Genomic DNA, 26,888 nt, shown 5'->3' with positions numbered 1-26,888 from the left:
AATGCGCGTTTACCAATTTGTTACCGGCACACTTTATAAAAAAGGGGTAAGCCCGTCCAGAGGGGATCGGGGCCCGATTGTGAAACAGCGCATGGCCACAAAAGACGCGATTAAAATTCCGGACTTCATCGCCAACCCCGTGACCGCGGGGCGGGAAGATCGTTATGAAACGGTCATGATCGACGTGCCCAAAGTTTTGAAAAGCTGGCAGATGTCGCTCTTCTCCTATGAATGGATGTTGCCCGATGGGCGCATCAAGGATGTGGGGGAATTGCCGGAAAAGGAGCAACCCAAACGGGCCGAGATCGAAGATAAAATTTCATCCGGGACCACATTGGAAATGCCCATTCTGGGGATTGGGTTGATGGATAATATTGAAATCGGTTCGGGCCGCGCCACATTTCTGACGCTGGCGGCGCATGGCGTGCACACCATGCCCGTGCACATCCCCAAATCCAACCAGTCTGAATTCAAAGCCTTTATCGTGAAGACCTAGCCAACAGACCCCGCATCGGGCATCATTATCCTATGACGCATATTGATCACCGCCGCAATGAACGCGGCAACGTTTTCTTTTATATCTTTGTCGGCGTGGCCTTGTTCGGCGCGTTGTCCTTTGCGATTTCGCAGGGCAATCGCGGGTCGGTGCAAACGCTGGAACGCGACCGCGACAAATTATTGGCATCCGACATCATCGAATATGGTGAAACCGTGGCCCGGGCCGTGGCGCAAATTCGCCTGCGCGGTGCGACGGCGGCGCAGGTCAGTTTCGCGCATGATGATTTATCCGCGACGTACGGCACCCCCGGAACCAACCCCGATTTCGAAGTCTTCGACCCCACCGGCGGCGGTGTGGTTTTAAAAACCATCGACGCCGCATCCGGCGTTGGTGTTCCATCCATGGTCTTTACCGGGAGCAACGAATTTATCGGGGCCGGAACAACGGCGGGCACGGCGGCATCGGCAGACCTGATCATGATGGTGCGGGATTTGCGCGCCGATGTGTGTAAATGGATCAATGTGCTGGTGGATATTCAGAGCGACAGCGCCGCCATCCCCGTCGACGCCCAAGCCGATTTCACATTGTTTGATGGCACCTATGCCGGGACACAAACATTGGGCGATGACGACACCGAAGACCGCCTGCGCAATCACAGTTCCGGGTGCTTCCGTGATACGAACGCGAACCAGTATATTTTCTATCGCGTTTTGATCGCGCGTTAAGGCGTAACCGTTTCATCCGCCGGGGCGGGAATGACCGTGATGATCGGTTTTAAATCGGTTTGTTCCGGTTTTGATTCAGCCTTGGGCTGAACCGGCTGCACGGGCGTGTCATTCGTTTTATCATCCGGGTAGAACACGCCACGGACGCGGCCGTCACTGCCCTTTTGCACGGTATTTCCGGTCAGGGTGCTGACATTCGTGGTCAGGTTTACGGTGGCCTTTTCCCCTTCCAGAATATTTTGCCCCCGGGTGATTTTTACATTCCCGGTCACGGTCGCAACATTGGTGGCCGCGTCATAATCACCGCGATCACCCGTCAAGATTTCCGTCGGGGTGGTGATTTTGATACCGCCCGTGGCCTCCATCCGCTCCAGCTTGCGGGATTTTTGTTCATCCGCACTTTGCGCGGCGAAAAACGCGGACATGACGGGGGCTTCCAAAACATCTTCACCACGCACCAGCTTGGCATTGCCCATCGCCGACAGGCGTCCGCCATTCACGTCATATTCGAACTTGTCCGTGGCGGTGACCGTTTGTTCGGGCGAGGTCATGCGCAAATCGCCACCGGTCAGCGTGGCCATACCGCTGTCCACATCATAGACCGCATGATTGCCATAGGCGGTGTTGATGCCCGATGTAATCGTAACATTCTGTTCCGCGGTCAGGCGGTAAATATCCATATCTTTGCCGTTTGCTTCGCGGTAATCGGCGGTCAGCGTTTCCGCGGTAATGGTTGTATCACCTTGCTGCGCCACGGCCTTGCCCTTGGCGATATAACGTTTGTCGTTGCGGTGCCATTCCAGCGTTTTATCCGCGCTGATTTCCAGCGGTTCGGATGAATTGCCGCCTTGCGCAAAGGCCGCCGGCGTATAAAGCGCGCAAACAAGAAACAGAGCGAGAAGTTTTTTCATTGTGACAAGCCCTTCACAGAGCGGTTGAGAACCAATGTTGCGGGTCCGGTGAACACCAGAACGCCGCTGACGCCATCACCTTGCATGCCGGTGGCCTGTAATGTGCCCGCCGGGCCGCTGCCGCGCACGGCGTCGGTCGTGCTGACCTTGCGCGTGTTCATATCGACGAACAGGGATGCGGTTTCCATCATATACCCTTCATCCTGGGTCAGGCGGACATTCCCGGTCAGCGTCAGGTTCTTTTGTTCCTGACGATATTCGCCCTGGTCCGCTTCGCCCGCGATCCAGTGCCCGGAATTCAGCTTGATATCCGCCTTCGGCTTGTTCAACAGGATCAGGGTTTGATCGTTGCTGTCCTGGGTCGCGGATATGGCGGTGACGGTGAAGGGTTGGGCGTCGCTGTCTTCGCTTTCAAAGCGCGGATTGATCAGTTCGTTTCGGCCAACCGTCTGGGGCAGGATTTCTTCCTTGCGGACCGGGGCCATGTTGTCTTCCATCTTCGGCCACGCAATGACGACCGCAACAATGGCCAGCGCCGCCATCGGCAACAACAGGCGTATCCACCGCATGACAAAGGTCCGGCGTTGCCCTGTCAGCCTGAGCCGCGCCCGTTCCCGTGTATCGGGGCGCAACAATTGGGACAAACGGTCCCGATCCAGGTCATGGTCGTCGCCGCCGGGAATCATGCTTTATCGTTCTCGGGTGCAACGGCTTTGCGCGCGCGCATTTCTTTCCAGATATGGAACACCGATGGCAAAACGGAGATCAGGATAATCAGCAAGATGATCGGCAGGATATACATGTCGATCTTGTCCTGGGGGATCAGATCACCGAGGAAGAAGCCGAGCATGGTCAAACCAATCGCCCAGAAAACCGCGCCCACAATGGTGTAAATGAAAAACACCCGATACGACATACCGACCATGCCCGCCAGAAACGGCGTAAAGGTGCGAATGATCGGCATAAACCGGGCCAGAACCACGGCCATTTTACCGTGTTTTTCAAAGAAATCGGAGGTCATTTGCAGATATTCCGGCTTCAGGAATTTTTCCGTGCGCGGATTGATGATCTTCATACCCACGCGCTTGCCGATCTCATAGCCCAGCAAATTTCCTGTCACCGCGGCGATAAAACACCCGCCCGCCAGCAAAGCGATCGGCATCAAATCCTGTCCCGCCAGAACGCCGGCGGCAAACAGCAACGAATCCCCCGGCATAAAGAAGCAGAACAAAATGCCGGATTCGGCAAACACCACGGCCCAGACGCCCCACATGCCCAGTGTTTCGATCAGGTGCAGAATATCAAAATGCATAATGGTACGCCTTTTATCAGAATGTGGGGTTAAACGATTCCAGCCTGCAGGCAATCCTGCAAACGGATCAGTCCGGTCAGATTGTTTTCATCATCAACAACGATCAGGCTGGTCAGATATTGGCCCGGCGTTTTGGTCATGACGTCCACGGCCTCCACCGCCAGCGCGTCATGCGCGATGGTGCGCGGGTTCTTGCTCATAATCTCACTGACTTTACGGGAGAGCAGGTCCGGGCCCATGTGGCGCTTCAAATCGCCATCCGTGATAATCCCGGCCAGTTTTTTCGATGAATCCAGAACCAGCACAACGCCCAGATTTTTCGCGCTCAGCATCAAAATCGCCTGATCCATCGTGGCGGATTGATCGATCAGAGGCAAAGCGTCATAGGCGTGCATCAACGCCGCAACCTTTTGCAAACGCTGGCCCAATTTGCCGCCCGGGTGCCAGACTTTGAAATCGTCCTTGCTCAATCCCATGCGTTCCAGCAGCGCCACGGCAATCGCATCGCCCAGCGCCAGTGTCATGGTGGTGGATGTCGTCGGGGCCATGCCGATGGGGCAGGCTTCCGGCATTTTCGGCAGCAACAAAACCTGATCCGCGTGTTTGGCCAGCGCGCTGTCAGCGTTGCTGGTCATGGCGATCAAGGTAATGCCGAAACGGCGCGTATAATGGATCAGGTCGGAGAGTTCCGCACTGCCCCCCGAATTGGACAGCAGCAGGACGATATCGTCTTCCGTCACCATGCCCAAATCGCCGTGGCTGGCTTCACCCGGATGGACGAAGAAGGACGGCGTACCGGTGGAGGCAAAGGTCGCGGCCAGTTTTTTGGCGATATGGCCGCTTTTGCCAATACCCGCCACAATCAAACGGCCCCGGCCCGTATCCTTCATCGCCTGAATGGTGGCGACGGCGCGGGCGAAATTATCGTCCATCGACGCGGCCAGCGCGTTCAGACCGGCCACTTCCGTTTCAATGGTGCGGCGGCCCGATGCGATATCGCGCGCGGCCTTGTCGGTGTCCATCGGCGTGGTGTCGGCGTCAAAGCGCGGTGCGGTCATCATGGCGATCTTTCTTGTTTTAGTTATGGGCGAAAATATCAGTTTCCGGCCAGCCCATTAAATCCAGTTGCGCCCGGGTCGGCACGAAATCGAACAATTTCTGGGCCAGCTCCAGACGGTTTTCGCGTTTCAACATCATTTCCAGACGCTCCTTCAACGCATGCAGATGCAGCACGTCGTTGGCGGCGTAATTCATCTGTTCCGGGCTGAGCGTGTCATAGCCCCAGTCGGAGGATTGTTGTTGTTTGTTCAGATCAATGCCCAGCAATTCGCGGCACAATTCGCGCAGGCCGTGTTTGTCGGTGTAGGTCCGGCACAGCATGGACGCCAGGCGCGTGCACCACAGCGGGTTACAATCCACACCCAGATAATGTTTGATAATCGCCACATCGAACCGGGCGAAATGGAACAGTTTCAAAACGTTCGGATCACCCAGCAATTTTTTCAAATTCGGCGCGTCATACTGGCCCCGTTCAAACTGCACCAGATGGGCGGTGCCATCCCCGGCAGAGAGTTGCACCAGGCACAAACGGTCGCGGTGATTGTTCAAACCCATGGCTTCGGTATCAACGGCAATCACGGTGCCGAAATTCAATCCCGCGGGCAGATCGCCCTTATGCAGTGTGATGGTCATGGGTATCCCTTATGGTTAAAAAACAAAAACCCGCCACATTATCGCGGGCGGGTGATCGTCATTCAAGGCGAAAGCCTCTCATACTCTAAATAAATGGTGCCCAGAAGAAGACTCGAACTTCCACGACCTTTCGGCCACACGGACCTGAACCGTGCGCGTCTACCAATTCCGCCACCTGGGCACGGCATTTGGATTTTCCTCCGCCTCGCGGCGAAGGCCCTTTAATTAGCGAAGCCTCATGCCCTTGTAAAGCACTATTTTGGGGCGGAATTGCCGGTTTTGGGGGATTTTGTGTCCTCTTACCCATTTTTTAAGACCAGCCTTGGCACAATGGGAAAATAGGATAGAATAATCAGGCCTTTATTTAAGACATATCCCCCCGGAAATCCGGGGGTTTCAAGGGATCCGCCCAGCATGAAAATCCTCGTAATCGACCGCGACAGCCTGACGACCCAGCTCGTCTCCTCCCGCCTGCAATCCGCCGGCCATACGGTGGTGGAGGAAGCGGTGAAAAACAACGCGATTGAACGGCTGGGGGTGGAACCCTTTGACGCGGTCTTTATCGACCCCGCGCCATTAAACAACGCCCGCCCGATCATTCTGGGCATCCGCCGTTCGGTGCGGAATTATCCCTATATCGTGCTGATGTCCGGGTCCATGGACCGGGTCGAGGCCCTGAAATCCGGGGCCAATGACGTCATGCTGAAACCCATCGACGGGGCGGGGCTGGAAAAAATGGCCCAAAACGCCGAACGGCTGACCAGCCTGATCACCCGGATTGGCGATGATACCGAGGATTTCCCGTCCGCCGGGGGCGTGATTGCCAAATCCGCCTTTAACCAATTGTTCCTGTCCTGTCTGGACCGGGCCGACCGGTATGGCGAACGCTCCTACCTCGTCTTTATCGGCATCAAAAACCACAAGGACGTGCTGGAGGTTGATGGCTCCTACGCCGCCGCCGCCTTGTCCGCACGCCTGTCGCAAAGCCTGGTCCGCCTGCGCCGTCAAAGCGACATCATCGCGCAGACGGGCAAAAACGAATATTGCCTGATGCTGCAACGGCCCCAATACGAAACCGAACCGCTGGAAGCCGCCACCCGCTTTGCCGAGGCTTTGTCGAAAAACGCCGACCTGTCCTCCAGCGGCCAGATGGGCGTCCAACTCTACGTCACCCTCGTCGACCTCCCCGTCGGCGCCTTGCACGCGGATCACACGGTTCAACCGGGTCATGCGACGGAATTTGCGATCGGGTCGATGGCGTAGGAATAATTTCCTTGACAATCCACTAACCCGCGGCGATACTGCCCCTGTCGCCGGGATCACTGTATCCATTTTTTACCCGGCTTTTTTGCGCGCTGACCCCACGGTTCGGCGCGTTTTTTATTGTGATTGGAAGGAGAGAGAGAATGGCAACTTTACTGCCCCGTGACAGTGATAATACCCCCATCCCCGCCGTGCGGCTGAAATCTGGGGGGGCGCATGCGTTGACCGCCGGGGCCACGTCCAGCCGGAATGCTACCGCGTTTGATGATGACACGCGGATCGTCAGCGTCTGTGCCACCGCGCCGGTTTACATTGCGTTTGGGGATGCCACCGTGGTGGCGACCACGGCGGATCATTATTTCCCGGCCAATTTGTATTACGATTTTTGCATCGGCGGCGACCGCGTGGCGCATTACACCCATATGGCGGTGTTGCGCGTCGGGGCGGAGGATTGCGCCGTTTATGTGTCGGAAAAAGAGTAAGGCGTGGGCGAACCCCGCATACGCATGAAAAAACAAGGCGGCCACCGGGGCCGCCTTGTTCATACGTTTCAAGAGAAATTGGATGATTATTCCGCCGCTTCCTTGTGCGCGGACAGGCCGTTGCCGACCGGGTCGACCCAGCCCACATGCCCGTCCGGGCGGCGATAGACCATGTTCAGGCCACCGTGGCTTTCGTTGCGGAACAGCAGCGCATTCTGGTGCATCAGATCCATGTGCATCACGGCCGTGGACACGCTGAGCGTCAGGATGTCGGTGGTCATTTCCGCGACGATGATCGGGGCCTGTTCACCGGATGATTCCTTTGTATCTTCATCATCCTGTTCCGGGGCGATGGTATAGCTGCGGGCTTGCAGGATTGTATCGTCCGGCATGTCTTCGGCACGGCGATGATGATCGCGCAGACGGTTTTTGTAACGGCGCAATTGCTTGGCCAGCTTCACCGCAGCCTGGTCAAAGGCGGCATAGATGTCGGTGTCTTCGGCTTCGGCGACGACGTTGATGTTTTTACCGATGCGAATGGATACATGCGCATTGAAAAACGCATGGCCCTCGCGCGAGAAGATGACCGTTGCATCAATCGCGCGATTAAAGAATTTGGCGTTCAGATCCTCCAGCTTTTCCTGGACATGGGCGCGCAGTGCGTCGCCGACATTGATCTGTTTGCCTTGAACGGATAGTTCCATGGTTTTCGTCCTTACATTTGGTTTAGAAAAATCTTGCGATTTAGGCGGGATGATTGTGACGTGCTTATTTAGCGAAATCCTCCACGGTTCAGGGACCATCAAAAGCGCGTCGCGCGCCTTCGTACCCCCGTATTATTGAGTCTAGTCCGCAAATCATTGACATCAACTTAACTTACCCCCCGTATCGAAAGGCAAGAAATCAATATAAATCAATGAATTGGTCATTATGACAAGAATAAAATTTCTTAACTCTCGCCACCCCGTGTTGTCATTCCCGCGAAAGCGGGAATCCAGACAGCCCATCCGCCCTCTTCTCCGCATTCCGGCTGTCGCGGGAATGACCCAAAAGAGGGCTGAAACCCTCAGGCGTTTTTCTTCTGCTTCCGGCGCTGGACCGAGGATGGGATGTTCATGCCTTCGCGGTATTTGGCCACGGTGCGGCGGGCCAGATCAATGCCCTCGGCCTTCAGCGCATCGACGATGGCATCGTCGGACAGCACGGCATCGGATTTTTCCGCATCGATCATGGATTTGATTTTCGCTTTCACCGCCTCCGCCGAATGGCTGGTGCCATCCGCCGCGACCAAGGCGGTGGAGAAGAAATATTTCATTTCGAAAATGCCGCGCGGCGTGGCGATATATTTATTCGTCGTCACACGGCTGACCGTGCTTTCGTGCATTTCGATTTTTTCCGCGATGTCTTTCAACGTCAGCGGTTGCAAAAATTCAATCCCGAACAGGAAGAAGGCGTTTTGCTGTTCCACGATTTCGGCGGCGACCTTTAAAATCGTTTTCGCGCGCTGGTCCAACGCCTTGACCAGCCAGCTGGCCGCGTTCATCTGCGCATTCAGGTAATCCTTGTCCTGACGGCTTTTGGCCTGTCCGGCCACGGTCGTGTAATAGGATTGGTTGACGAGAACGCGTGGCAAGGCATCGTTGTTCAATTCAACGCGCCAGCCGCCGCCTTCGGATTTTGGGATCGGGCGCATCGCCACATCGGGAATGACCGTCTGCACCACAAAATGGTCAAAGGATGACGCAGGCCGCGGATTAAGCGCACGAATATCATCAATCATATCGCGCAGATAGGTTTCATTCACGCCGCACGCCCGCGCCAGCGCGTCGTAATCATGGCTGGCCAGCTTATCAAGATTTTGCAGCAGAATGCGCATCGGTTGATCCAACTGCCCCTGGTCATCCAGTTGCAGGGCCAGACATTCGGACAGGTCGCGGGCAAAGATTCCCGGCGGATCGAATTTTTTCAGGCGCGCCAGCAAAGCCTGCATCCGGTCGAGCGGGCAGCCCAGCCGTTCGGCCAATGTTTCCGCACCTTCGCGCAAATATCCTGTTTCATCGAGCTGGTCGATCAACAGCGCGGCCAGCATGCGATCACGCGCGTCGGACGTATCCACCGCCACCTGTTCCAGCAAATGTTCGCGCAGTGTCTTATCGCGCGTCAGCGTATTTTCGAGAGAGTTTTCATCATTTTCAAAATTGCTGCGTCCGCCCGCGCCCGTGCCGCTATACGCATCGGCCCCGGTGTAATCGCCCGCATTGGCCGCCGTTGAGGATGGCGTGTCGGCTTCATTCCCGGTCCAGTTTTCGTCAAACCCGCTTTCCAGCGCATCGCGTTCCGGGGCGGGCGATTCGGCGGCGGTTGTGTCCGCCTCGCCTTCAACGCTGGCCTGCGCGTCGGGTTCACCTTTTTCCAGCAGCGGGTTTTTTTCCAGCTCTTCCTCAATATATTCCGCCAGTTCGATATTATTCATCTGCAACAGCTTGATGGCCTGTTGCAGTTGCGGGGTCATGACGAGGTTTTGAGACTGGCGAAGATCCAGCCGTTGGGACACATTGGACATGCAATAACTATACCACAAAATTGGCGGAAATCATGGGGCTTTCAGAGGGTTATATGGGTATGCCCCTGGAATGTTTGACATAATTTAAACGGCGCTTTAGGGTCCCCCGATCCGCGCATCAACCGAAAGACATGGCCCGTGAGTTTTCTGGCGCAGCTTTTCCAAACCCATGCCGCACCACGCCCGTTGGTGAATGTGGATACACGCCTGCCGCTGCGCGATGATTTTCCCGACGTCGTGCATGTGAAGGGGTACACACAGCCGATCGACCTGTCCGTTTTTAAAGATGTAATTTTAGCGCAGTTGGATAAAATCCGTGGCACAGATGCACCGGATAATATTGTGACCATTGCCTATCCGCACAAAAGCCCATCACGCATTTTTCCAGAACCGCAAAATTTAACCTTGATGGCCAGGCGGTTTCAAACCGAATTGCGACGCCATATTCCGCGCGTGGATTGGCGACTGGCCACAGGATTGTGCGAATTGCGACATTTGAATCGGTCCAGTTCCAAGGCACAGGGTTTGGTGCAAACATTGCGCGCCAAACATCATTTCGGATTTGTCGCCGCGCATCAGATCGACCCCCTGCCCTTTATGGATCGTAACAACAACGCGCCATCATATTTCGTTGTGTTTGATGATGCATACGAGCAAGGAACAACGGCGGCGAATATGATCAGTTTCCTGCATCATAATGGCGGGCATGTATTGGCAGCGGCATCCGCATATCCGCCGCAAAGACAGAAATCGTTCCAATTGCACGCAGATAAAAACGCCATACCCGCCATCGCCAAGGCCTTGGCCGGATTTGCATGGGTGGGCGCACCGGAAGGAACGCGCCAGCAATACATCAACGATCATATTGACGATTATATGCAGGAATTAGAACAGGCGTTACAGCATGTGGGCCTCAGCCTGCACACCCTGACCGCGGCGGAGTGTGCGCACATGGTGCAATATTTCACACCCCACCCGTATATGAACAAGATGAATTACAACGCCTTTATCGCGGCATTGTATAAAAAAACACCGCGCCAAAAACTGGCGCAGTGTTCACAAAGTTTGAAAAAAATCCTGGGCTAAATCACATCGCGAATGTTTCACCGAGATAGACACGGCGCACATCATCGTGCGCGATGATTTCGGCTGGAGACCCTTCCATCAATACGTGACCATCATGCAGGATATACGCGCGATCGACCAGATCGAGCGTATCGCGCACGTTGTGATCGGTGATCAGGACGCCGATGCCTTTATCCTTCAGATGTGAAATCAGGGTGCGGATTTCGCCAATCGCAATCGGATCAATCCCGGCGAGGGGTTCATCGAGCAGGATGAAAGACGGGCGGCTGGCCAGCGCGCGGGCAATTTCAACACGACGGCGTTCACCACCCGACAGGGCAATGGCCGGGGCGCGGCGCAAATGGTCGACGGAAAATTCCGCCAGCAATTCATCCAGCAGGGCTTCCTGATCCTCACGGTTCAAATTCTGGGCCTGCAACACGGCGCGAATATTGTCCTCGACCGACAGGCCGCGGAAGATCGACGATTCCTGGGGCAGATAGCCAATACCCAGACGGGCGCGGCGATACATGGGCAGGTTGGTGATATCCTGCCCATCCAGCATGATCATGCCGGAATCGGCCCCGATCAGGCCGGTGATGATGTAAAAGCTGGTCGTTTTACCGGCACCGTTGGGACCGAGCAAGGCCACGGCTTCACCCCGTTGCACATGCACACTGACATCGCGCAGAACGGGACGTTTTTTGTAGGTCTTGGATAAATGGTGCGCGACCAGACCGCGCGCCGGCATATTGGAAACTGGGGTCATCATAAAATCCGTTTTAGCCCAAACACCACCCGATTGCCAGCCCGCTTTACTTCACCGCCCGGCGCCATTTCGGCCCGGTCGGGGTGTCTTCGATTTCGATCCCCTTGGCGGCGAACAGGTCGCGGATTTCATCGGCGCGCTTGAAATCCTTGTTCTTGCGGGCCTCGGTCCGTTCCTTCAGCAGGGCATCAATTTCGGCATCGTCATCATTGGCCGCGCCACCTTGAAACCATGTTTTCGGGTCTTGCTGTAACAGGCCCAGCAAAGCCCCGGTGCCCTTCAGCGACGCCTTGATTGCGATCTTTTCCGATTCGCTCAGATCGGCACGGTTGGCGTCCTTCGCCAAGGCCAGCAAAGCGGCGAGCGCAAGGGGCATGTTCAAATCATCACACAATGCCGCCATGACGCCATGATGCACAACGGCATCGCCATCCGGCACATCGGACAGAACATCCAGTGCGCGGTACAACGTATCCAGATTTTTGCGCGCCTGATGCAGGCCGTTTTCGGTCCAATCGAGCGGTTGACGATAATGGGCGGCCAGCAGGGCCAGGCGCAAAACCTCCCCCGGGTGATCTTTCAGCAAATCGTGCGCCAGTAGGAAATTGCCCAATGATTTGGACATTTTTTCACCCGCCACGGTGACGAACCCGTTATGCACCCACATGCGGGCAAAGGCGCGCGGGTCGGTTTCATGCCCGTGGGCGCAGCAGCTTTGCGCGATTTCGTTTTCATGGTGCGGGAATTTCAAATCGGCCCCGCCGCCATGAATATCAAACGGCAGCCCCAGATGTTTTTCCGCCATGGCCGAGCATTCAATGTGCCAGCCCGGACGGCCACGGCCCCATGGGGAATCCCAACCCGGCTGGTCCGGTGTCGATGGTTTCCACAGAACAAAATCCGCGGAATTTTTTTTATATAAACCGACATCAACTCTAGAGCCCGCAATCTGATCTTCTTGCAAACGCTTGGATAAAACCCCGTAACCAGGATACGAATTGACATCAAAGAGAACATGCCCATCTTGTTCATAGGCATGCTTTTTAGCTATTAGCATTGATATAATGGCGATCATTTCTAATATGTGTTCAGTCGCCCTCGGCTGAACATCTGGCTTCCTAACACCCAGCTTCTTCATATCGCTATTATAAATTTTTTCGTAACGTCGGGTAATCACATCAATCGCTTCACCCGTATCCTTCGACGCCGCCATGATTTTGTCGTCCACATCCGTGATGTTGGACACATAGGTCACGCGCGGGTAGAGATGGCGCAGAACACGGTTCAACAGATCAAACGAGACCGCCATACGGGCATTGCCAATATGGGCAAAACTGTACACCGTCGGGCCACAGGCGTACATTGTGACACGCTTAGGGTTAATTGGACGAAACTCCTCCTTTTCACCAGAGAGAGAATTATGCAGGCGTAAAACAGGCATATCGGCCATGATCATGATCCGTCAAAAACGTATGAAATCCGTCAAAAATCTATAGCAGGATGATTTAGTTAAAGAAAGGCACCTTTCCCCCTTTGATAAAGGGGGATTTTTGGACGATGGCCAGCATCCGGTCCTTGGAGAAGGGTTTTTTCAGGAACCCCGACGCCCCGCCCTTGGATGCGTTGACGATATTTTCCTTCACCGTATCGACCGAGAGCATGATGATATAGGCCGCCGGATCCACCTTGCGGATGGCGTCCAGCGTTTCATGCCCGTTCAGGCCCGGCAAATGGATATCCAGAAACACCACATCGGGGGCGTGTTCGATATAGGCCAGAATGGCATCCTCGCCCACTTTGGAATGAACCAGATCGTAATCCTTCTGCAAAATCCCGGTGGTGTAGGACGCGGTGAAACGATCATCTTCGACCAATAAAATCAGAGCCGAATCGCGGCGATCGCGGCGCACGGCGATGGAGGAGACACGGTTTTGATCCGCCATGGCCAGATAGGCCTTGCTGCGCTGCTGCGTCAGCATTTTGCGGTCGGCCAGTTTTTGCGCGACCATCATTTCACGTCCGAAATTCAAAACATCGCAGGATGAAATTTTATGCTGGTCCGTGATTTCGCGGTGCATGTCGAACAGGCGATCCTGTTGCTGTTCCGTCAGGATCCGCGTGACCAGCAAAACATCGCCATCGGCAAAACGATAGAGTGTCGGCTTGTCCAGAATGCCGGTTTTTTCGGAAAAATAATCGACCCATTGATCGCCCTCTGCGGCCAATGCGGCCTGCTTCGCCGGGATGGTCATCAAGTCGCTGATCATGGCGTCATGGTTATATTTGCGCGACAGGCCCAGAATCATTCCCACCCACCCCTTCGGGTCGGTGCGCATCACCTCGACGAAGGTGAGAAAATGATGTTCGGCGCTTTCGCGAATAATTTCCATGAAAGGTGCTTTTCCTTTGAACCCCTGCCGCCTATTATCCCCTGACGGACCTTAAATTTCCGTGTAAAAACCTGACCTTAATCATATCACAGGCCCCCATCATGACCCAAGCCCCCGCCTTTGAAACACCTGGTTTTGACCTGATTCTGGCCGGTGGCACGGTGATGACGCCCGGCGGGCGGGCCGTGACGGATGTGGGGGTACGGGATGGGCAGATTGTCGCTCTGGGCGACCTGCGCACCACCAGTGCGGCGAATCGGGTTGATTGTGCGGGGCTGCATATCCTGCCCGGCGTGATTGATACGCAGGTGCATTTCCGCGAACCCGGACTGACCCACAAGGAAGATATTGAACACGGCACCATGGCCGCGGCCGCCGGGGGCGTCACCGCCATTTTCGACATGCCCAATGTCAAACCCCTGACCACCACGCCCGAAACACTAGCCGACAAAATGCACCTGGCCGCGCGTGCACCATGGGTTGATTACGCGTTTTATTTTGGTGGCACGGCGACCAACGCCACACAACTGGCCGCGTGGGAAAATTTGCCCGGCGTATGCGGCATCAAAATTTTCATGGGATCCTCCACGGGTGATTTATTGTGTGCGGAGGACGACCATATCGAAAACATCCTGCGCCACGGCAAGCGCGTTGTTGCCGCCCACGCCGAAGACGAGGCGATGATGAACGCCAACAAGGGCACATTATTGGGTGACAGCCATGACGTGCGGTTACACCCGGTCTGGCGATCCGTCGAATCATGTGTATCGGCGACAACACGACTGATCAGGCTGGCGCGCAAAACCGGGCGACGGGTGCATATTCTGCACATCAGCACGGCGGAAGAGCTGGAAATTATCAAGGATCACAAAGATATTGTCAGTTGCGAGGTCTTGCCCAACCATCTGAGCATGGCGGCACCGGACTGTTATGAACGATTGGGGACGCGGGCCCAGCAAAATCCCCCCATTCGCGAACAACGGCATCAGGATGCATTGTGGGCCGCCGTCAATAACGGGCTGATCGACATTCTGGGGTCCGACCACGCGGCGCACACGATCGAAGAGAAAAACCAGACCTATCCCGCCAGCCCCAGCGGCACGCCCGGCGTACAAACACTGGTCCCCATTATGCTGAACCATATCCATCACGGACGGTTGAGCCTGGAGCGTTTTGTCGAATTGGTCAGTTATGGCCCACAGCGCATCCATCAAATTGCAAACAAGGGCCGCATCGCCCTTGGTTACGATGCCGATTTCACCATTGTCGATTTGAACGCCGAACGCACCATCACCAACGCCCAGCAAAAATCCAAATGCGGCTGGACCCCATATGACGGTATGCGCGTGACCGGATGGCCGATCATGACCGTGGTGCGCGGCCATATCGTCATGCGGGAGGATGAGCTGATCGGCGGCCCCGCCGGCACCCCGGTGCGGTTTCGTGAAAGCCTGTAGACCGGGGCAATGCCCCCGGATTGCAGAGATGGATGCAAATTGCGAAAAATTTTAATCAAAAACGTAAAATTTTTTAGCGAACCCTGATAAATATTGAAAATCAGGGCGTTACAAGGCGTCTTTTTACCTTTTTTCCGCGGTTTTTAAAGTTGTTTTTAACACTTCCCGGCCATAATCGGAGTCGTGTGTGGGACGTCAATACCCGCCTGTTCTAGGCGGATGGGGGTAATCTGCGCACATTATCAACGGCGATGTAACGATAGTTTTATGTGTGGGATTACGGTCTAAAATGCATCTTCAATCCCGGATTCATTCGAGCGGGTTTTCAACGGTGGCCAAGGCGAAGCGAAACAGAACACAGGTTAAAAAGCGCAGCCTGACCGACCAACTCCTCTATTCCCCGGCGCAGATCTGGCGCAGCCGGCTGAGCTGGCGCGTCGCCATGGTTGTGTTTTTGACCATCCTGATCGTGCAGGTCTTTACGCTGTGGATCACGGTCAACACCTATGCCAATGACCGCCTGGCGGAATTGTCGGACACGGCGCGCACCGCCATCGTCCCGTTGATGATCGAAGATGTGCCGGATTATTACACTTCGCCACTGAACGACACTGGCATTCGCCGCCTGCTCTCCACGACAAAAGTACGCGGGCTGGCAATTTACGCAGCCGATTTGAACTTTTTGCGCAGTTATGGCGAACCGACAACCATTACATTGAGCGACCCCAACAGCGTGACACGGACATTGCGCACCAATAACGGGGATATTTATGAAACGGTGTTCCGCCCATCTTCACTGGGACGCCCGTACAACATCGTCGTGCGCATTGATGCCTCTGCGGTTCAGCCACAGGTGATTGCGTATGTGAAACAAACATTGACCGTCATGATGCTGATGTCTGCATTCGTGACGACCGTATTGATGGTGGCGTTGGGCCGCTGGCTTCTGGAGCCGGTGATGTTTATGCGCAACAATCTGCGCATGGCCGCCGAACATCCGGAAAACCCGCAATTGCCCGATTCCCCCTATGATCCGGCCGACGAAATTGGCGGGGCCATTGCGCTGTCGCATAATTTGATTGAACAAAACGCCGACAATATCCGCCGCATTCGCGCCGCGGCCGAGGACCAGATTCACAAACTGGCCTATTACGACACACTAACCGGGCTGCCCAATCGGACGCAGTTCGTGATGAATTTGAACGAACACGCCCGCAGCCGGGATGCCGCCGACAATATGACGCGATTTGCCGTCGTCGCGCTGGATCTGGACCATTTCAAGGACGTCAACGACACGATGGGTCACAATATTGGTGACGCCATTTTGCGCGCCGTTGGTAAACGTTTGCGCAGTTCCCTGCCCGAATCCGCCACCGTGGCCAGGTCGGGCGAGGATGAATTTGCCATTACCGTCGCCCTGTCGGGTGGATTGGTCGCGCGCGATATCGCCGACCGCGTCATGGGCGTGATCCGGTCCGAACCGTTCCGCGTCTTCAACGAACAATTCCAGATCCGCGCCTCCATCGGCGTGGCCACATTCCCGGATGATGGCATCGACCCGGATCAGGTGTTGAAAAACGCCGATATCGCCCTGAACCGCGCAAAAGAAGAGGGGCGCGATCAGGTCAAGGAATATTCCGAAGATTTCGACCGTGCCGTTCAGCAACGATTCCAGATGTTGCGCGATTTGCGCGAAGCTTTGGATAAAAACCAACTGGATCTGCATTACCAGCCGCAGCTGGATTTGAAAACCGGCAAGGTTATCGGTGCCGAAGCGTTGTTGCGTTGGTTCAAACCCGACAACAGCAAAGAAGGCGGCGCGTACATATCCCCGGCCGATTTTATTCCGGTCGCGGAACAATCCGGCCTGATCGTGCCGATTGGCGAATGGGTCTTGGCCCAGGCGTGCGAGGCCGCAGCGGAATGGAACCGCAATGGCCACGATATCCGGATCGCCATCAACGTATCCGGGGCACAATTTTATCAAAGCGATATCGTGTCCTATGTCCGCGGCATCTTGAACAAGACCGGGTTGAACCCCAAACTGCTGGAACTGGAAGTCACGGAAAGCGTGTTTATGGACGATATCCAGCACACCATCCACACGTTGCAGGAATTGCACGGATTGGGCGTTGAACTGGCGATTGACGATTTTGGCACGGGCTACTCATCCCTGTCCTACCTGCGTCAATTCCCGATTGACCGTCTGAAAATTGACCAGTCCTTCATCCGGAATGCGTTGAACAACCCGGATGATGCGGCGATCGCCAGAACGATTGTAGGCCTGGGTCACTCGCTGAACCTGAAAGTTATTGCCGAGGGCGTGGAAACGCGCGAACACGAAGCCTTCCTGATCGCCGAGGGTTGCGACGAGGTTCAGGGCTTCCGCTATTCCCGCCCGATCCCGCTGGTGAAATTCAAGAGCTTTATCACCAGCTATGACGGGAATTTGTCCCAGTTTGACGGATGAACCCATCTTGGCTTTAAGGCATAGAAGGATTACAAAAGAGGGAGCCATTCAGCTCCCTTTTTTCATGATGGATTTTAAACATTTATGCGCCCTTCCATGCACCGACCAATGACATCCCGCCAATGCCCCGCCCTGATGGGCCGGGTGAAGATTCCGGGCGACAAATCCATTTCACACCGCGCCTTGATGCTTGGGGCGCTGGCGCATGGCGAAACGATCATTTCCGGATTGTTGGAAGGCGGCGACGTTCTGGCGACAGCCGCGGCCCTGTCCGCGATGGGGGCGCGCATATCATCGGGTGATGATGGGCTATGGCGTGTACACGGCGTCGGCACCAAGGGCCTGCACAGCCCGGACCATGTTCTGGACATGGGCAATTCCGGCACATCGACACGCCTGCTGGCCGGGATTATGGCCGGGCACGCCATCACCGCGACATTGACGGGCGACGCCTCGCTCATCAAACGTCCGATGGGCCGCGTCATCACGCCGTTGGAACAAATGGGCGCGGTGTTTTTGGCCCGCGACGGCGGCAAATTGCCCATGACGATGCGTGGCAGTGATTCATTAAAGCCCATCAAATACACCCTGCCCGTAGCGTCGGCCCAGGTAAAATCGGCCGTCTTGCTGGCTGGCCTGCGCGCCAATGGCACCACCACGGTGATCGAGGAACACCCCACCCGTGACCACACCGAAAACATGTTGCGCCATTTCGGCATTCCGGTTCGCATTGAAAAAATTTCCGGCCTGACCGATGCCATCCACATTGATGGCGGCCATGTCTTGCAGGGATGTGCGATTGACGTCCCCGGCGATCCGTCATCCGCCGCCTTCCTGACCGTGGCCGCATTGATCGTGCCAGGGTCCGACATCACCCTGCCCCGCATCGGCATCAACCCCCGCCGTATCGGATTATATGACACGTTGAAAGAGATGGGCGCGGACATTGAATTTAAAAACATCCGCACCGAAGCCGGCGAACGCATCGCCGATATAACGGTGCGTTATACCGGGGCGCTACAGGGCATCACGGTCCCACCCGAGCGCATCCCCAGCATGATCGACGAAGTCCCCATCCTGTGCATTGCCGCCGCCTTTGCGCAAGGCACAACCACCATGACCAACCTGGCCGAATTGCGCGTGAAGGAAAGCGACCGCCTGGCCATGATGGCCACAGGATTGGATGCGTGTGGCGTGCGCGTTGAGGCAGGCGAAGACAGTTTGATCATCCACGGCACCGGCCACACCCCCGAGGGCGGCGGCGCAATCGAAACCGCGCTGGATCACCGCATCGCGATGAGTTTCCTGATCATGGGCCTGGCCAGCCAGAATCCCATCAGCGTGGACGACACGTCCCCGATTGCAACCAGCTTCCCGGATTTCATCAAACTGCTACAGGATATGTACGCGGATCTTTAAACAAATTTTTTAATACCCGATCCCGATCCAATTATCCCCCTCACAATACTGGAGATAATTATGCGTAGAGTTGTACATGAGATCACCCTCGATTCCGGCCGGGCCCGCGCAACCGCCGCCACCATCCCCAATCGGCCCCGCACCAATCCAGTCCCCGCCCGCGCAATACTGCAAAAGATGGTGCGTGGTGTTGTAGGTAATATCACCAACAACACCATCAGGATTTGTACAGGACGGTGAAAACAGATACACCGTTCCCGCCCCCGCAACCCCACCAACACCGTGTCCCAGAGCGCCAATCAGAACGGAGCCCCCGTCGGCGGAAATGCCGCGACCAAAGGAATCGCCGGTCTCCGGGGCAGGGTTATCAATCGTATCCAGCAACGCGCCCGTCATCGCATCAAACACATAGACGATCCCCGCATCGATGATGCCGCCAACATCCCTGGCATGCGCCGCCACAAAAACCAGATGCCCCTCGATCGACAGGCGCGCACCGAAATGGTCGCTGGCCAACGGATCGGGATTTGAGAGCGTTGCAACCAACGCCCCCGTCGTGGCATTAAACACATACACCGTTCCCGCATCACTGACCCCGTCGGGATCGTCATGCCACGCCCCAACGGCCACCAGATCTCCATCTACGCGCACTTCATACCCAAATTCATCGCCACTGGCCGGAGCCGGATTGTTCAGCGTGGACACCAACGCCCCCGTCGTGGCATTAAACACATAGGCGGTTCCCGCATCCGCAACACCGCCCGGATCATCCCAATACGCCCCCACCGCCACAAGGTTGCCCGATATATCGAGCCCCCCACCAAACCGATCCGTCGCCGCGGGGGCAGGATTGGGAATGGTGGAAACCAAAGCGCCAGTTGATGCGTTGAAAACATAGACGCTGCCCGCATCATTCACACCGCCCGGATTGTCCAGCGTGGCCGCAACGGCGACATAATTCCCGTCAATGCGCACATTGATACCAAAGACATCCGTCGTTTGCGGCGCAGGATTGTCCAGCGTGAATAAAAGAGCGCCAGCGGTGGCGTTGAAAATATAGGCCTGGCCGGTATCCACAACACCGCCAACATCTTTCTGGTTTGAGCCCACAACGGCAATATTACCGTCTAGCGCGACCTCCCACCCAAAAATATCGCTGGCCGCTGGCGTCGGGTTATTCAAGACAGCAACAGGTTGCCCCGAACGCACATTGTAAACATGCGCCGACCCGGCATTATCAAACCCGCCCACATTGTCCTGATATGAACCAACCACAGCCAGAGCACCCGACATGCCCACACTGACCCCGAAACGGTCATTGGCCTCGGGCAGGGGGTTGTCGATTTTGGTTCGATCCGTCGCGCTCTGAAATTTTGGGCGCTTTTTATTATAAACGTAAACAGCCCCCGCATTTTCAACACCGCCGGAAAGATCGCCACGGGCGGACACAAAAATTACTCCGTCCGAAACCTGAACCTGTGACCCGAACGTATCCGAAGCCGCTGGCGCAGGGTTATATATAGTATCCAGTAAGTCACCTGTTGTCGCATTGAACACATACGCTATCCCGGCATTGTCCAACCCATTGATATTGGCCCACCGCGCCCCAACAACGGCAATATTCCCATTGATCGCAACCGCCATGCCAAAATTATCTGAATCTTCCGGATCAGGATTTTCGAGTGTTGAGATCAGAGCCCCCGTTTGCGCATTGAACACATAGGCCGCTCCAGCATTGGTCACACCGCCGGATGTATCACCATAGGCCCCGACCACGGCCACTGTGCCGTGAATCGCAACCGCCCGACCAAAATTGTCATTGGCCCCCGGATTAGGGTTGTTCAGCGTGGCCACCAATGACCCATCCACCGCATTGAACACATAGGACGCCCCGGCATTGCTAATTCCTCCAGGATCTTTGAGATGTGCGCCCGCAATCACCAAATCGCCATCAATATCCACCGCCGCTCCGAACCAGTCACCATTGGCCGCGCCCGGCGCATTGACACCCCACAACAACGCCCCCGTGTTGGCATTAAAGGCATGAATAGACCCATTGTCAGTAAAGCCGGAATCGTTTTGCGGTGCGCCGGTCACAACAACCGCGCCGGATATGGCCGCATCATATCCAACCCAGTCCATGTTTCCGGGTGAGGGATTATTGATCGTTGAAACCAGCGCCCCCGTCGTCGCGTTGTAAACATAGGCCGACCCCGCCTGAGCAATGCCGCCCACCGTGTTTACGGGCGTACCAACCACAGCCAGATTGCCATCAATGTCCACACCGTGCCCAAACTGGTCCCCTGCGGTATTATCAGGGTTAACCAGCGTCACAAGACGCTGTCCAGTTTCAGCATCATAAATATGGGCCTGCCCGGAATTGGCCACACCGGACACATCGCGCATACGCACACCGACAATGATTTTTCCATCGGACACACCCAGCGATGATCCGAAATCATCATCAGCCACAACCCCTGGATTGGGAAGCAACAGCGTTGCCGTGTAATCATCTCCAGCCATGCCCGCAGGAAAATGCACCCAGCGCGCATCGTTACAGTAGGCCGGTGTATTGGCGGTATTATCCCAGATTAAATCGCCCGCAACACCGGATGGCCCGGAGCAGGCGGCCCACGCCGGAGCCACAGGACACAGAAAAACGCAGAAAATAAAAACACAGCGTAACACCCATACGCCGCAAACCCGAAAACCCATAGACAGAAACACCAAATACGAAATACACCCCGCCAAAACGCCGCGGGGCTTCACATATGGTACTAAAATAGGATTATCTGAGGCTTAAACCAGCGATCTACCCTTAGGGATATATCGCCTATTTGCGCGCGCAGCGCACGTGATAGTTATTGGCCTTGTCGCCGGCATAATAGTTGCCGTTGACAAAGGCCACGCCCCAGCCATTGGTCGCGCTTTCTTCGGATGACGAGTAATAATATGAATCAGGCGTGGACGTGAAACCATAATTTGGCACCGGGCCCAGGTTGTCAAAAATCTCTCTGAGCTCATTACGGGCCGGCAAATACCAATCGTCGCGACCGTGGGCAACCAAATTGTAGCAATAGGCCGCTGCATCGTGCGACTGAACCCCGGGCGTTACACTGTCCGAATCATCCACAACCAGGATGGCGGTGTTCGCCTCACCCTGAATACAGCCCGCATTGGTAAAGGGGGTTACGCAATTGATCATCGATGTGTCTGTCCGCGATGCACCCACATTCCCCGCGTTGAACGGTTCACGCGTTGGCCCGTTGGCCGCCGTTATATACATACGCACATTGCCATCCGGCGTCAGACCCGCATAAATCGTTCCATCGGTACACGTATCCCCAATGACAGAACAGCCCTTAGGCGACAATGTTGCCTCATTATAACGGCCAATACCCACCCACGCGTCACCTTCGCAATATTGCAGGTAATGATGGGTGGAATTATACACGACATCGCCGGCATCACCGGATGGATTGACGCACCCGGCACCACCATTGCCCGGTGTACCGGCCGCGATCCATGCTCCACCATCACAATATTGCAGAACGTGGGCAACGTTATTGTATACGATGTCCCCCAAAACACCCGCCGGGGTCAAACAGCCCGTGCCACCAGTCCCCGGTAGAAACACATACGCCGCACCCTCGGATGAAAACGCCCCCGGCGTTTTGCCAAAAGCTCCGACAACAGCCCGCCCCCCGGACAGACCGACCCCAGATCCAAAATAATCATTGGCAGCCGGCGCGGGGTTGGACAACGTGCGCAACACATCACCCGTGGTCGCATCAAATACATAAGCCGCACCAGCATTTCCATTGCCACCAACATCAGCCTGGCGCGACCCTACCACCACAAGCCCATCCGATACAGATACGGACACTCCAAAAAAGTCGCTGGCCAGCGGATCCGGTTTGACCAACGTGGCCAGCAAAGCCCCCGTGGTCGCATTAAACGTATAGGCCGACCCCACATCACTGGTGCCGCCAACATCGTCCGTATGCGCGCCCACGGCGACAATATTTCCATTGATCGCAATGTTGCTGCCAAAGGAATCGCCATCCGTGGGGTCCGGATTAGCCAGAGTCGCGACCAAAGCCCCTGTGGTGGCATTAAACACATACGCCGCACCCGCATTGTTGACACCACCGGGGTCTTCGCCATTCGCACTGACCGCGGCCAGATTGCCGCTGATCGATACGCTGTTCCCAAAAAAACCGGATCCTTGCACATTCGGACTGACCAACGTCGAGATCAATGCCCCTGTGGTGGCATTAAACACATACGCCGCACCGGCAAAGGACACCGCCCCCGGGTCATCATGATACGCCCCAACAATCGCCAGATTGCCATCAATCCCAACACCAATGCCGAACAAATCATATGCCACCGGCACCGGTTTATTTAATGTGGCCACCAACGCCCCCGTGGTGGCGTTAAACACATACGCCGTTCCCGCACTGGTGGTTCCGCCGGGATCATCCTGATACGCGCCGACAACAGCCATATTGCCGGAAATGGCAACACTGATTCCAAAATAATCCTGCACCGTTGGGTCCGGGTTATTCAGTGTACTCACCAGCGCCCCCGTGGACGCATTAAAGACATACGCCGCCCCAGAATCAGAAAAACCGCCAAAATCTTCTAGATGGGCACCAACAACAATCAGATCGCCCGAAATGGCCACCTTGTTCCCGAAAAAATCAGACACCGACGCCACCGGGTTGTTCAGCGTGAACCCCAGCTGGGTCGGCACAGCGGATCCGGTGCCCGCAGGAAACGCCACCCAGTCCGTGTCATTACAATAAGCCGGAACATTCCCCGCCGAGGACCAGATCAAATCCCCCGCATCCCCCGCCGGAGACCCACAGGCCGCATACGCCGGGCCCGTTCCACCGCACAGCAGCAGAAACAGGCCCAAAACGGGCAAAAACCCTGACAAAAAGCGTGAAGCCCCCATGGCGATGACCCCCATCATCACCCGAAAGTATAGCAGAAAATGTTGATAAATCTATAAAAACGCCCTGTTTTAAGGGGGCGCTTTTAAGGAGACAGAGCCACCCAGCGGTCGCCCTCGCAATATTGCAGCACATTATGGGTCGAATTATAGACCAGATGCCCGGCCGTACCCGCAGGCGCAGAACACCCCGCCCCGCCATTGCCCACAGGCCCCGCCGCGCGCCAGGCCGCACCGTCACAATATTGCAGAACATGATCCGTATTGTTGTACACAATGTCCCCGATGCCGCCCGCCGGGTTGGCGCATTGGGCGGTGAAGACGTACAACTGTCCGGCTTCGTTCACACCACCAGCCGCGCCGTAATGCGCACCCAACACAACATAGCGTGACGAGACGAAAGGCTGTGCGCCAAACAAGTCACCCGTTGTTGGCGTAGGAGAATACATTGTTCCCAGCAGCGCCCCGGTATCAACACGAAAAACATACGCCGCACCAGAATCGGTCACACCGCTAGAATCATCGCCCCGCGATCCAACGGCGACAACATTTCCCAGCAATTTAAGGCCATTGCCAAACTGGTCATCGGCGGCGGGATTGGGGCTGGTCAACGCATGCAGGAACGCCCCTGAATTGACATCAAAAACATGGGCTGAGCCCGCATCGATCATCCCGCCATAATCGTTGAACATGGACCCGACAACGGCATAATCCCCATCAATCGTGACCCCCAAACCGAATTGATCATTGGTCCCGGGGCTGGGGTTGGACAGGGTATGCAGCAAAGCGCCCGTTGTGGCATTGAACAAATAGGCCGTACCCGAATCGGTCACGCCGCCCGGATTATCCAGATACGCCCCGACAATCACGACATTGCCACTGATATCCGTTCGCACACCAAAACGGTCACTGGTGGCAGGAGCCGGATTCAACAGGGTCGCCACCAGCGCCCCCGTCTCAACATTGTACACATAGGCCGCCCCGGAATCCGTCACCGCCCCCGAAGCATCATAATGCATCTCCCCTACCACCATCAGATTGCCGGAAATGGCGACATCTTCACCGAAATAGGCACCAGCCGTCGGGGTTGGGCTTTGGAAAGATCGTAGCAGGCGACCCTGCTGCATGTCGTACAGATACGCACGGCCCGCGCCGTTTAGCGCACCCACAGCCTCCAGCGGGGCCCCCACGACCAGATAGCGTTCCTCAGAATCCAAAGCAAAACCAAACGCCCCGCCCGTTGCGGGATTCGGGCTGGTGATGTGATGGAGCTGGGTGCTGTCCTTTAGATTATAAACATAAATGGACCCGGAATCCGCAACACCACCGGGGTTATCATAGCGCGCGCCAATCGTGATGATATCGCCGGACACGGCCGTGACGTGCCCGAAACGATCCTGGGCCTCGGGCTCAGGATTTTCGAAACTGGCCGCCACAACCGGGGTCCGCCAACTGGAATCATCCGGGCCATAAATATAAAGCTGACCCGTATCGACATACCCGCCAATATCGCGCCAGCGCGCCCCCAACGCAGCATATTTTCCTGAGAACGCCGGACGCGCACCAAATTCATCATCCGCCATCGGATTGGGGGGATAATATTCCGCCAGAACAGATCCAGTCAGCGCATCAAACATGTACGCAGCCCCCGCCTTGGACACACCATAGACCGTTTCAAATCGAGATCCCGCCAAAACACGCGTACCACGCAACTGAATACCGTTGCCAAAATTATTCCCCGCCGCCGCATTGGGGGATTGTAATGTCGAAACCAACGCCCCCGTTGTGGCATTAAAAACAAAAGCCGTGCCCGCATCGGTCATGCCGCTATAATCATCAAAATACGCCGCCACTGCGACCAAATCGCCGTCCAAGGACACCCCCAAGCCAAACTGATCATTGGCCACCGGGGACGGATGATTAAGGGTTGTAACCAGGGCGCCGGAATTGATGTTGTATACATACAGCGTCCCCGCATCGGCGACACCCCCGGGGTCATCCAAATATGCGGCGATCGCGACCTTATCGCCCGACAAACTCACACGCACACCAAAACGGTCGCTGGTGGCAGGCGCCGGATTATTGATGGTTCGAATCAATGCGCCCGTGCTGACGCGAAAGATGTGGGCGCGACCTGCTTGTGCAAAACCACCAACCGTAGCCCCATCTTCACCCACGGCGATCAGATCGCCATCGATCGAAACACCATAGCCAAAGCGGGCGCTGTCCTGCGGCGCCGGGGATTGCAGCGTGCGCACAACCGCGCCCGTTGTCGCATTAAACACAAAAACCTGCCCCGGATCGGAATAGGTTGAAAAGTCGTCATAGGGTGCATTGACCGCCACCAGATCGCCGGAGAAAGACACCTCGAAGCCAAACTGATCCGAGGCTGTGGGGCTCGGGTTATTCAGCGTTGTCAGGAGCGCACCGGTTTTGACATCAAACACCCAGGCCGACCCCGCATTCACGATTCCGCCGGGATCATCAATAAATGCGCCAACCGCGACACGGTCACCCGAAATGGACATAACCTGACCAAAGCGGTCATCATCACCCGGCTCAGGATTATTGATCGTTCGCAGATGCGCTGTGGGCAGGGTATCCGCCCCCAGCCCCTTGCGAAACGGCACCCAATTGGCGCCATTGCAATAAGCGGGGCGATAGGCATAGACATCCCACACCACATGCCCGGCATCGCCCGCCGGGTTGGCGCAGGCGGCCAGAGCCGGTGCGGAAGATAAAAAAGAGATTGCACACAAGACCATTCCGGCGAAAAACCCACCGCATCGCCTGTGCCAGCGATTTACACATAAACCCATACGCAAAACTCAAAAAAATCCGATTTTACTGCGCCGGAATGACCGCGCGCAGTTTTCCCGTATATTTTGAGGAAGATAGGCCGAAAAAAGGG

21 protein-coding genes and 1 tRNA gene are annotated in these 26,888 nt (G+C 55.9%); 8 read left to right on the top strand and 14 right to left on the bottom strand.

Translation table 11 applies throughout. The features are described from left to right. Positions 1-91: 91 nt before the first annotated feature. On the top strand, positions 92-496 hold the full coding sequence (locus A11S_RS00795) for a hypothetical protein (protein ID WP_235067854.1): 405 nt from the start codon (positions 92-94) through the stop codon (positions 494-496). A gap of 32 nt (positions 497-528) precedes the next feature. Continuing rightward, positions 529-1,224, top strand: coding sequence for a hypothetical protein (locus A11S_RS00790; RefSeq protein WP_015466566.1), 696 nt, complete (start codon positions 529-531; stop codon positions 1,222-1,224). Here the strand turns inward: A11S_RS00790 and A11S_RS00785 are convergent. From A11S_RS00785 to A11S_RS00760, 6 genes are all read right to left on the bottom strand, one after another. Beyond that, entirely contained in the window at positions 1,221-2,135 is a 915-nt protein-coding gene (locus A11S_RS00785) for an LptA/OstA family protein (protein ID WP_015466565.1), read from the bottom strand. The genes A11S_RS00790 and A11S_RS00785 overlap by 4 nt on opposite strands. Next, positions 2,132-2,821 (bottom strand): LPS export ABC transporter periplasmic protein LptC, encoded by a 690-nt coding sequence (gene lptC, locus A11S_RS00780; protein ID WP_015466564.1) that lies wholly within the window; start codon positions 2,819-2,821, stop codon positions 2,132-2,134. The genes A11S_RS00785 and lptC overlap by 4 nt, the downstream gene beginning before the upstream one ends. Further along, a complete protein-coding gene (locus A11S_RS00775) occupies positions 2,818-3,447 on the bottom strand; it encodes a DedA family protein (protein ID WP_015466563.1) in 630 nt (209 codons plus the stop codon). The genes lptC and A11S_RS00775 overlap by 4 nt, the downstream gene beginning before the upstream one ends. Before the next feature lie 29 nt (positions 3,448-3,476). Then, positions 3,477-4,508, bottom strand: coding sequence for a KpsF/GutQ family sugar-phosphate isomerase (locus tag A11S_RS00770; RefSeq protein WP_015466562.1), 1,032 nt, complete (start codon positions 4,506-4,508; stop codon positions 3,477-3,479). Between the two features lie 16 nt (positions 4,509-4,524). Continuing rightward, positions 4,525-5,139 (bottom strand): ribonuclease D, encoded by a 615-nt coding sequence (locus A11S_RS00765; protein WP_015466561.1) that lies wholly within the window; start codon positions 5,137-5,139, stop codon positions 4,525-4,527. 94 nt (positions 5,140-5,233) lie between these two features. Next, positions 5,234-5,320, bottom strand: a tRNA-Leu gene (locus A11S_RS00760). Positions 5,321-5,553: 233 nt separating this feature from the next. Between A11S_RS00760 and A11S_RS00755 the strand changes: the two genes are divergently transcribed. Both A11S_RS00755 and A11S_RS00750 read left to right on the top strand, forming a co-directional pair. Continuing rightward, on the top strand, positions 5,554-6,402 hold the full coding sequence (locus tag A11S_RS00755) for a PleD family two-component system response regulator (RefSeq protein WP_015466560.1): 849 nt from the start codon (positions 5,554-5,556) through the stop codon (positions 6,400-6,402). A 143-nt stretch (positions 6,403-6,545) separates the two neighbouring features. Next, positions 6,546-6,884, top strand: coding sequence for a hypothetical protein (locus A11S_RS00750; RefSeq protein ID WP_081604734.1), 339 nt, complete (start codon positions 6,546-6,548; stop codon positions 6,882-6,884). Positions 6,885-6,970: 86 nt separating this feature from the next. On the opposite strand, the gene hpf is transcribed toward A11S_RS00750, so the two are convergent. Both hpf and rpoN read right to left on the bottom strand, forming a co-directional pair. Next, positions 6,971-7,588 carry a ribosome hibernation-promoting factor, HPF/YfiA family gene (gene hpf / locus A11S_RS00745; RefSeq protein WP_015466558.1) on the bottom strand — a complete coding sequence of 206 codons (618 nt, stop codon included), beginning with the start codon at positions 7,586-7,588 and terminating at the stop codon, positions 6,971-6,973. A 362-nt stretch (positions 7,589-7,950) separates the two neighbouring features. After that, positions 7,951-9,447 (bottom strand): RNA polymerase factor sigma-54, encoded by a 1,497-nt coding sequence (gene rpoN / locus A11S_RS00740; RefSeq protein ID WP_015466557.1) that lies wholly within the window; start codon positions 9,445-9,447, stop codon positions 7,951-7,953. A 138-nt stretch (positions 9,448-9,585) separates the two neighbouring features. Here rpoN and A11S_RS00735 point away from each other — a divergent pair, with 138 nt between their 5' ends. After that, the gene (locus tag A11S_RS00735; protein ID WP_015466556.1) at positions 9,586-10,533 is read left to right on the top strand and encodes a hypothetical protein; all 948 of its coding nucleotides are present in this window, start codon (positions 9,586-9,588) and stop codon (positions 10,531-10,533) included. Position 10,534: 1 nt separating this feature from the next. On the opposite strand, the gene lptB is transcribed toward A11S_RS00735, so the two are convergent. The 3 genes from lptB to A11S_RS00720 form a co-directional block, all read right to left on the bottom strand. Next, on the bottom strand, positions 10,535-11,284 hold the full coding sequence (lptB, locus tag A11S_RS00730; protein WP_015466555.1) for an LPS export ABC transporter ATP-binding protein: 750 nt from the start codon (positions 11,282-11,284) through the stop codon (positions 10,535-10,537). A gap of 43 nt (positions 11,285-11,327) precedes the next feature. Further along, positions 11,328-12,722: a cysteine--tRNA ligase gene (cysS, locus tag A11S_RS00725; protein WP_041802820.1), complete on the bottom strand. Its 1,395-nt coding sequence runs from the start codon at positions 12,720-12,722 to the stop codon at positions 11,328-11,330. 64 nt (positions 12,723-12,786) lie between these two features. Further along, positions 12,787-13,671 carry a response regulator gene (locus tag A11S_RS00720; RefSeq protein ID WP_015466553.1) on the bottom strand — a complete coding sequence of 295 codons (885 nt, stop codon included), beginning with the start codon at positions 13,669-13,671 and terminating at the stop codon, positions 12,787-12,789. 101 nt (positions 13,672-13,772) lie between these two features. Between A11S_RS00720 and A11S_RS00715 the strand changes: the two genes are divergently transcribed. The 3 genes from A11S_RS00715 (at position 13,773) to aroA (ending at position 19,017) form a co-directional block, all read left to right on the top strand. Then, positions 13,773-15,128 carry a dihydroorotase gene (locus A11S_RS00715; RefSeq protein WP_015466552.1) on the top strand — a complete coding sequence of 452 codons (1,356 nt, stop codon included), beginning with the start codon at positions 13,773-13,775 and terminating at the stop codon, positions 15,126-15,128. A gap of 289 nt (positions 15,129-15,417) precedes the next feature. After that, positions 15,418-17,598, top strand: a complete 2,181-nt coding sequence (locus A11S_RS00710) for a putative bifunctional diguanylate cyclase/phosphodiesterase (protein ID WP_015466551.1) — start codon at positions 15,418-15,420, stop codon at positions 17,596-17,598. 108 nt (positions 17,599-17,706) lie between these two features. Further along, a complete protein-coding gene (gene aroA, locus A11S_RS00705; RefSeq protein WP_015466550.1) occupies positions 17,707-19,017 on the top strand; it encodes a 3-phosphoshikimate 1-carboxyvinyltransferase in 1,311 nt (436 codons plus the stop codon). Positions 19,018-19,026: 9 nt separating this feature from the next. Here aroA and A11S_RS00700 read toward each other — a convergent pair whose 3' ends face one another. The 3 genes from A11S_RS00700 to A11S_RS00690 form a co-directional block, all read right to left on the bottom strand. Beyond that, positions 19,027-21,663: an outer membrane protein assembly factor BamB family protein gene (locus tag A11S_RS00700; RefSeq protein ID WP_015466549.1), complete on the bottom strand. Its 2,637-nt coding sequence runs from the start codon at positions 21,661-21,663 to the stop codon at positions 19,027-19,029. Between the two features lie 187 nt (positions 21,664-21,850). After that, positions 21,851-23,980 (bottom strand): Lcl domain-containing protein, encoded by a 2,130-nt coding sequence (locus A11S_RS00695; protein ID WP_148285079.1) that lies wholly within the window; start codon positions 23,978-23,980, stop codon positions 21,851-21,853. A gap of 83 nt (positions 23,981-24,063) precedes the next feature. Continuing rightward, positions 24,064-26,736 carry a WD40 repeat domain-containing protein gene (locus A11S_RS00690; protein ID WP_158497186.1) on the bottom strand — a complete coding sequence of 891 codons (2,673 nt, stop codon included), beginning with the start codon at positions 26,734-26,736 and terminating at the stop codon, positions 24,064-24,066. Positions 26,737-26,888: the final 152 nt, after the last annotated feature.

It is taken from the genome of Micavibrio aeruginosavorus EPB, from assembly GCF_000348745.1.
Classification (GTDB): Bacteria; Pseudomonadota; Alphaproteobacteria; order Micavibrionales; family Micavibrionaceae; genus Micavibrio; species Micavibrio aeruginosavorus_A.
Note: the sequence above shows the minus strand (reverse complement) of the source record. Positions and strands in the feature narration are given on the sequence as shown.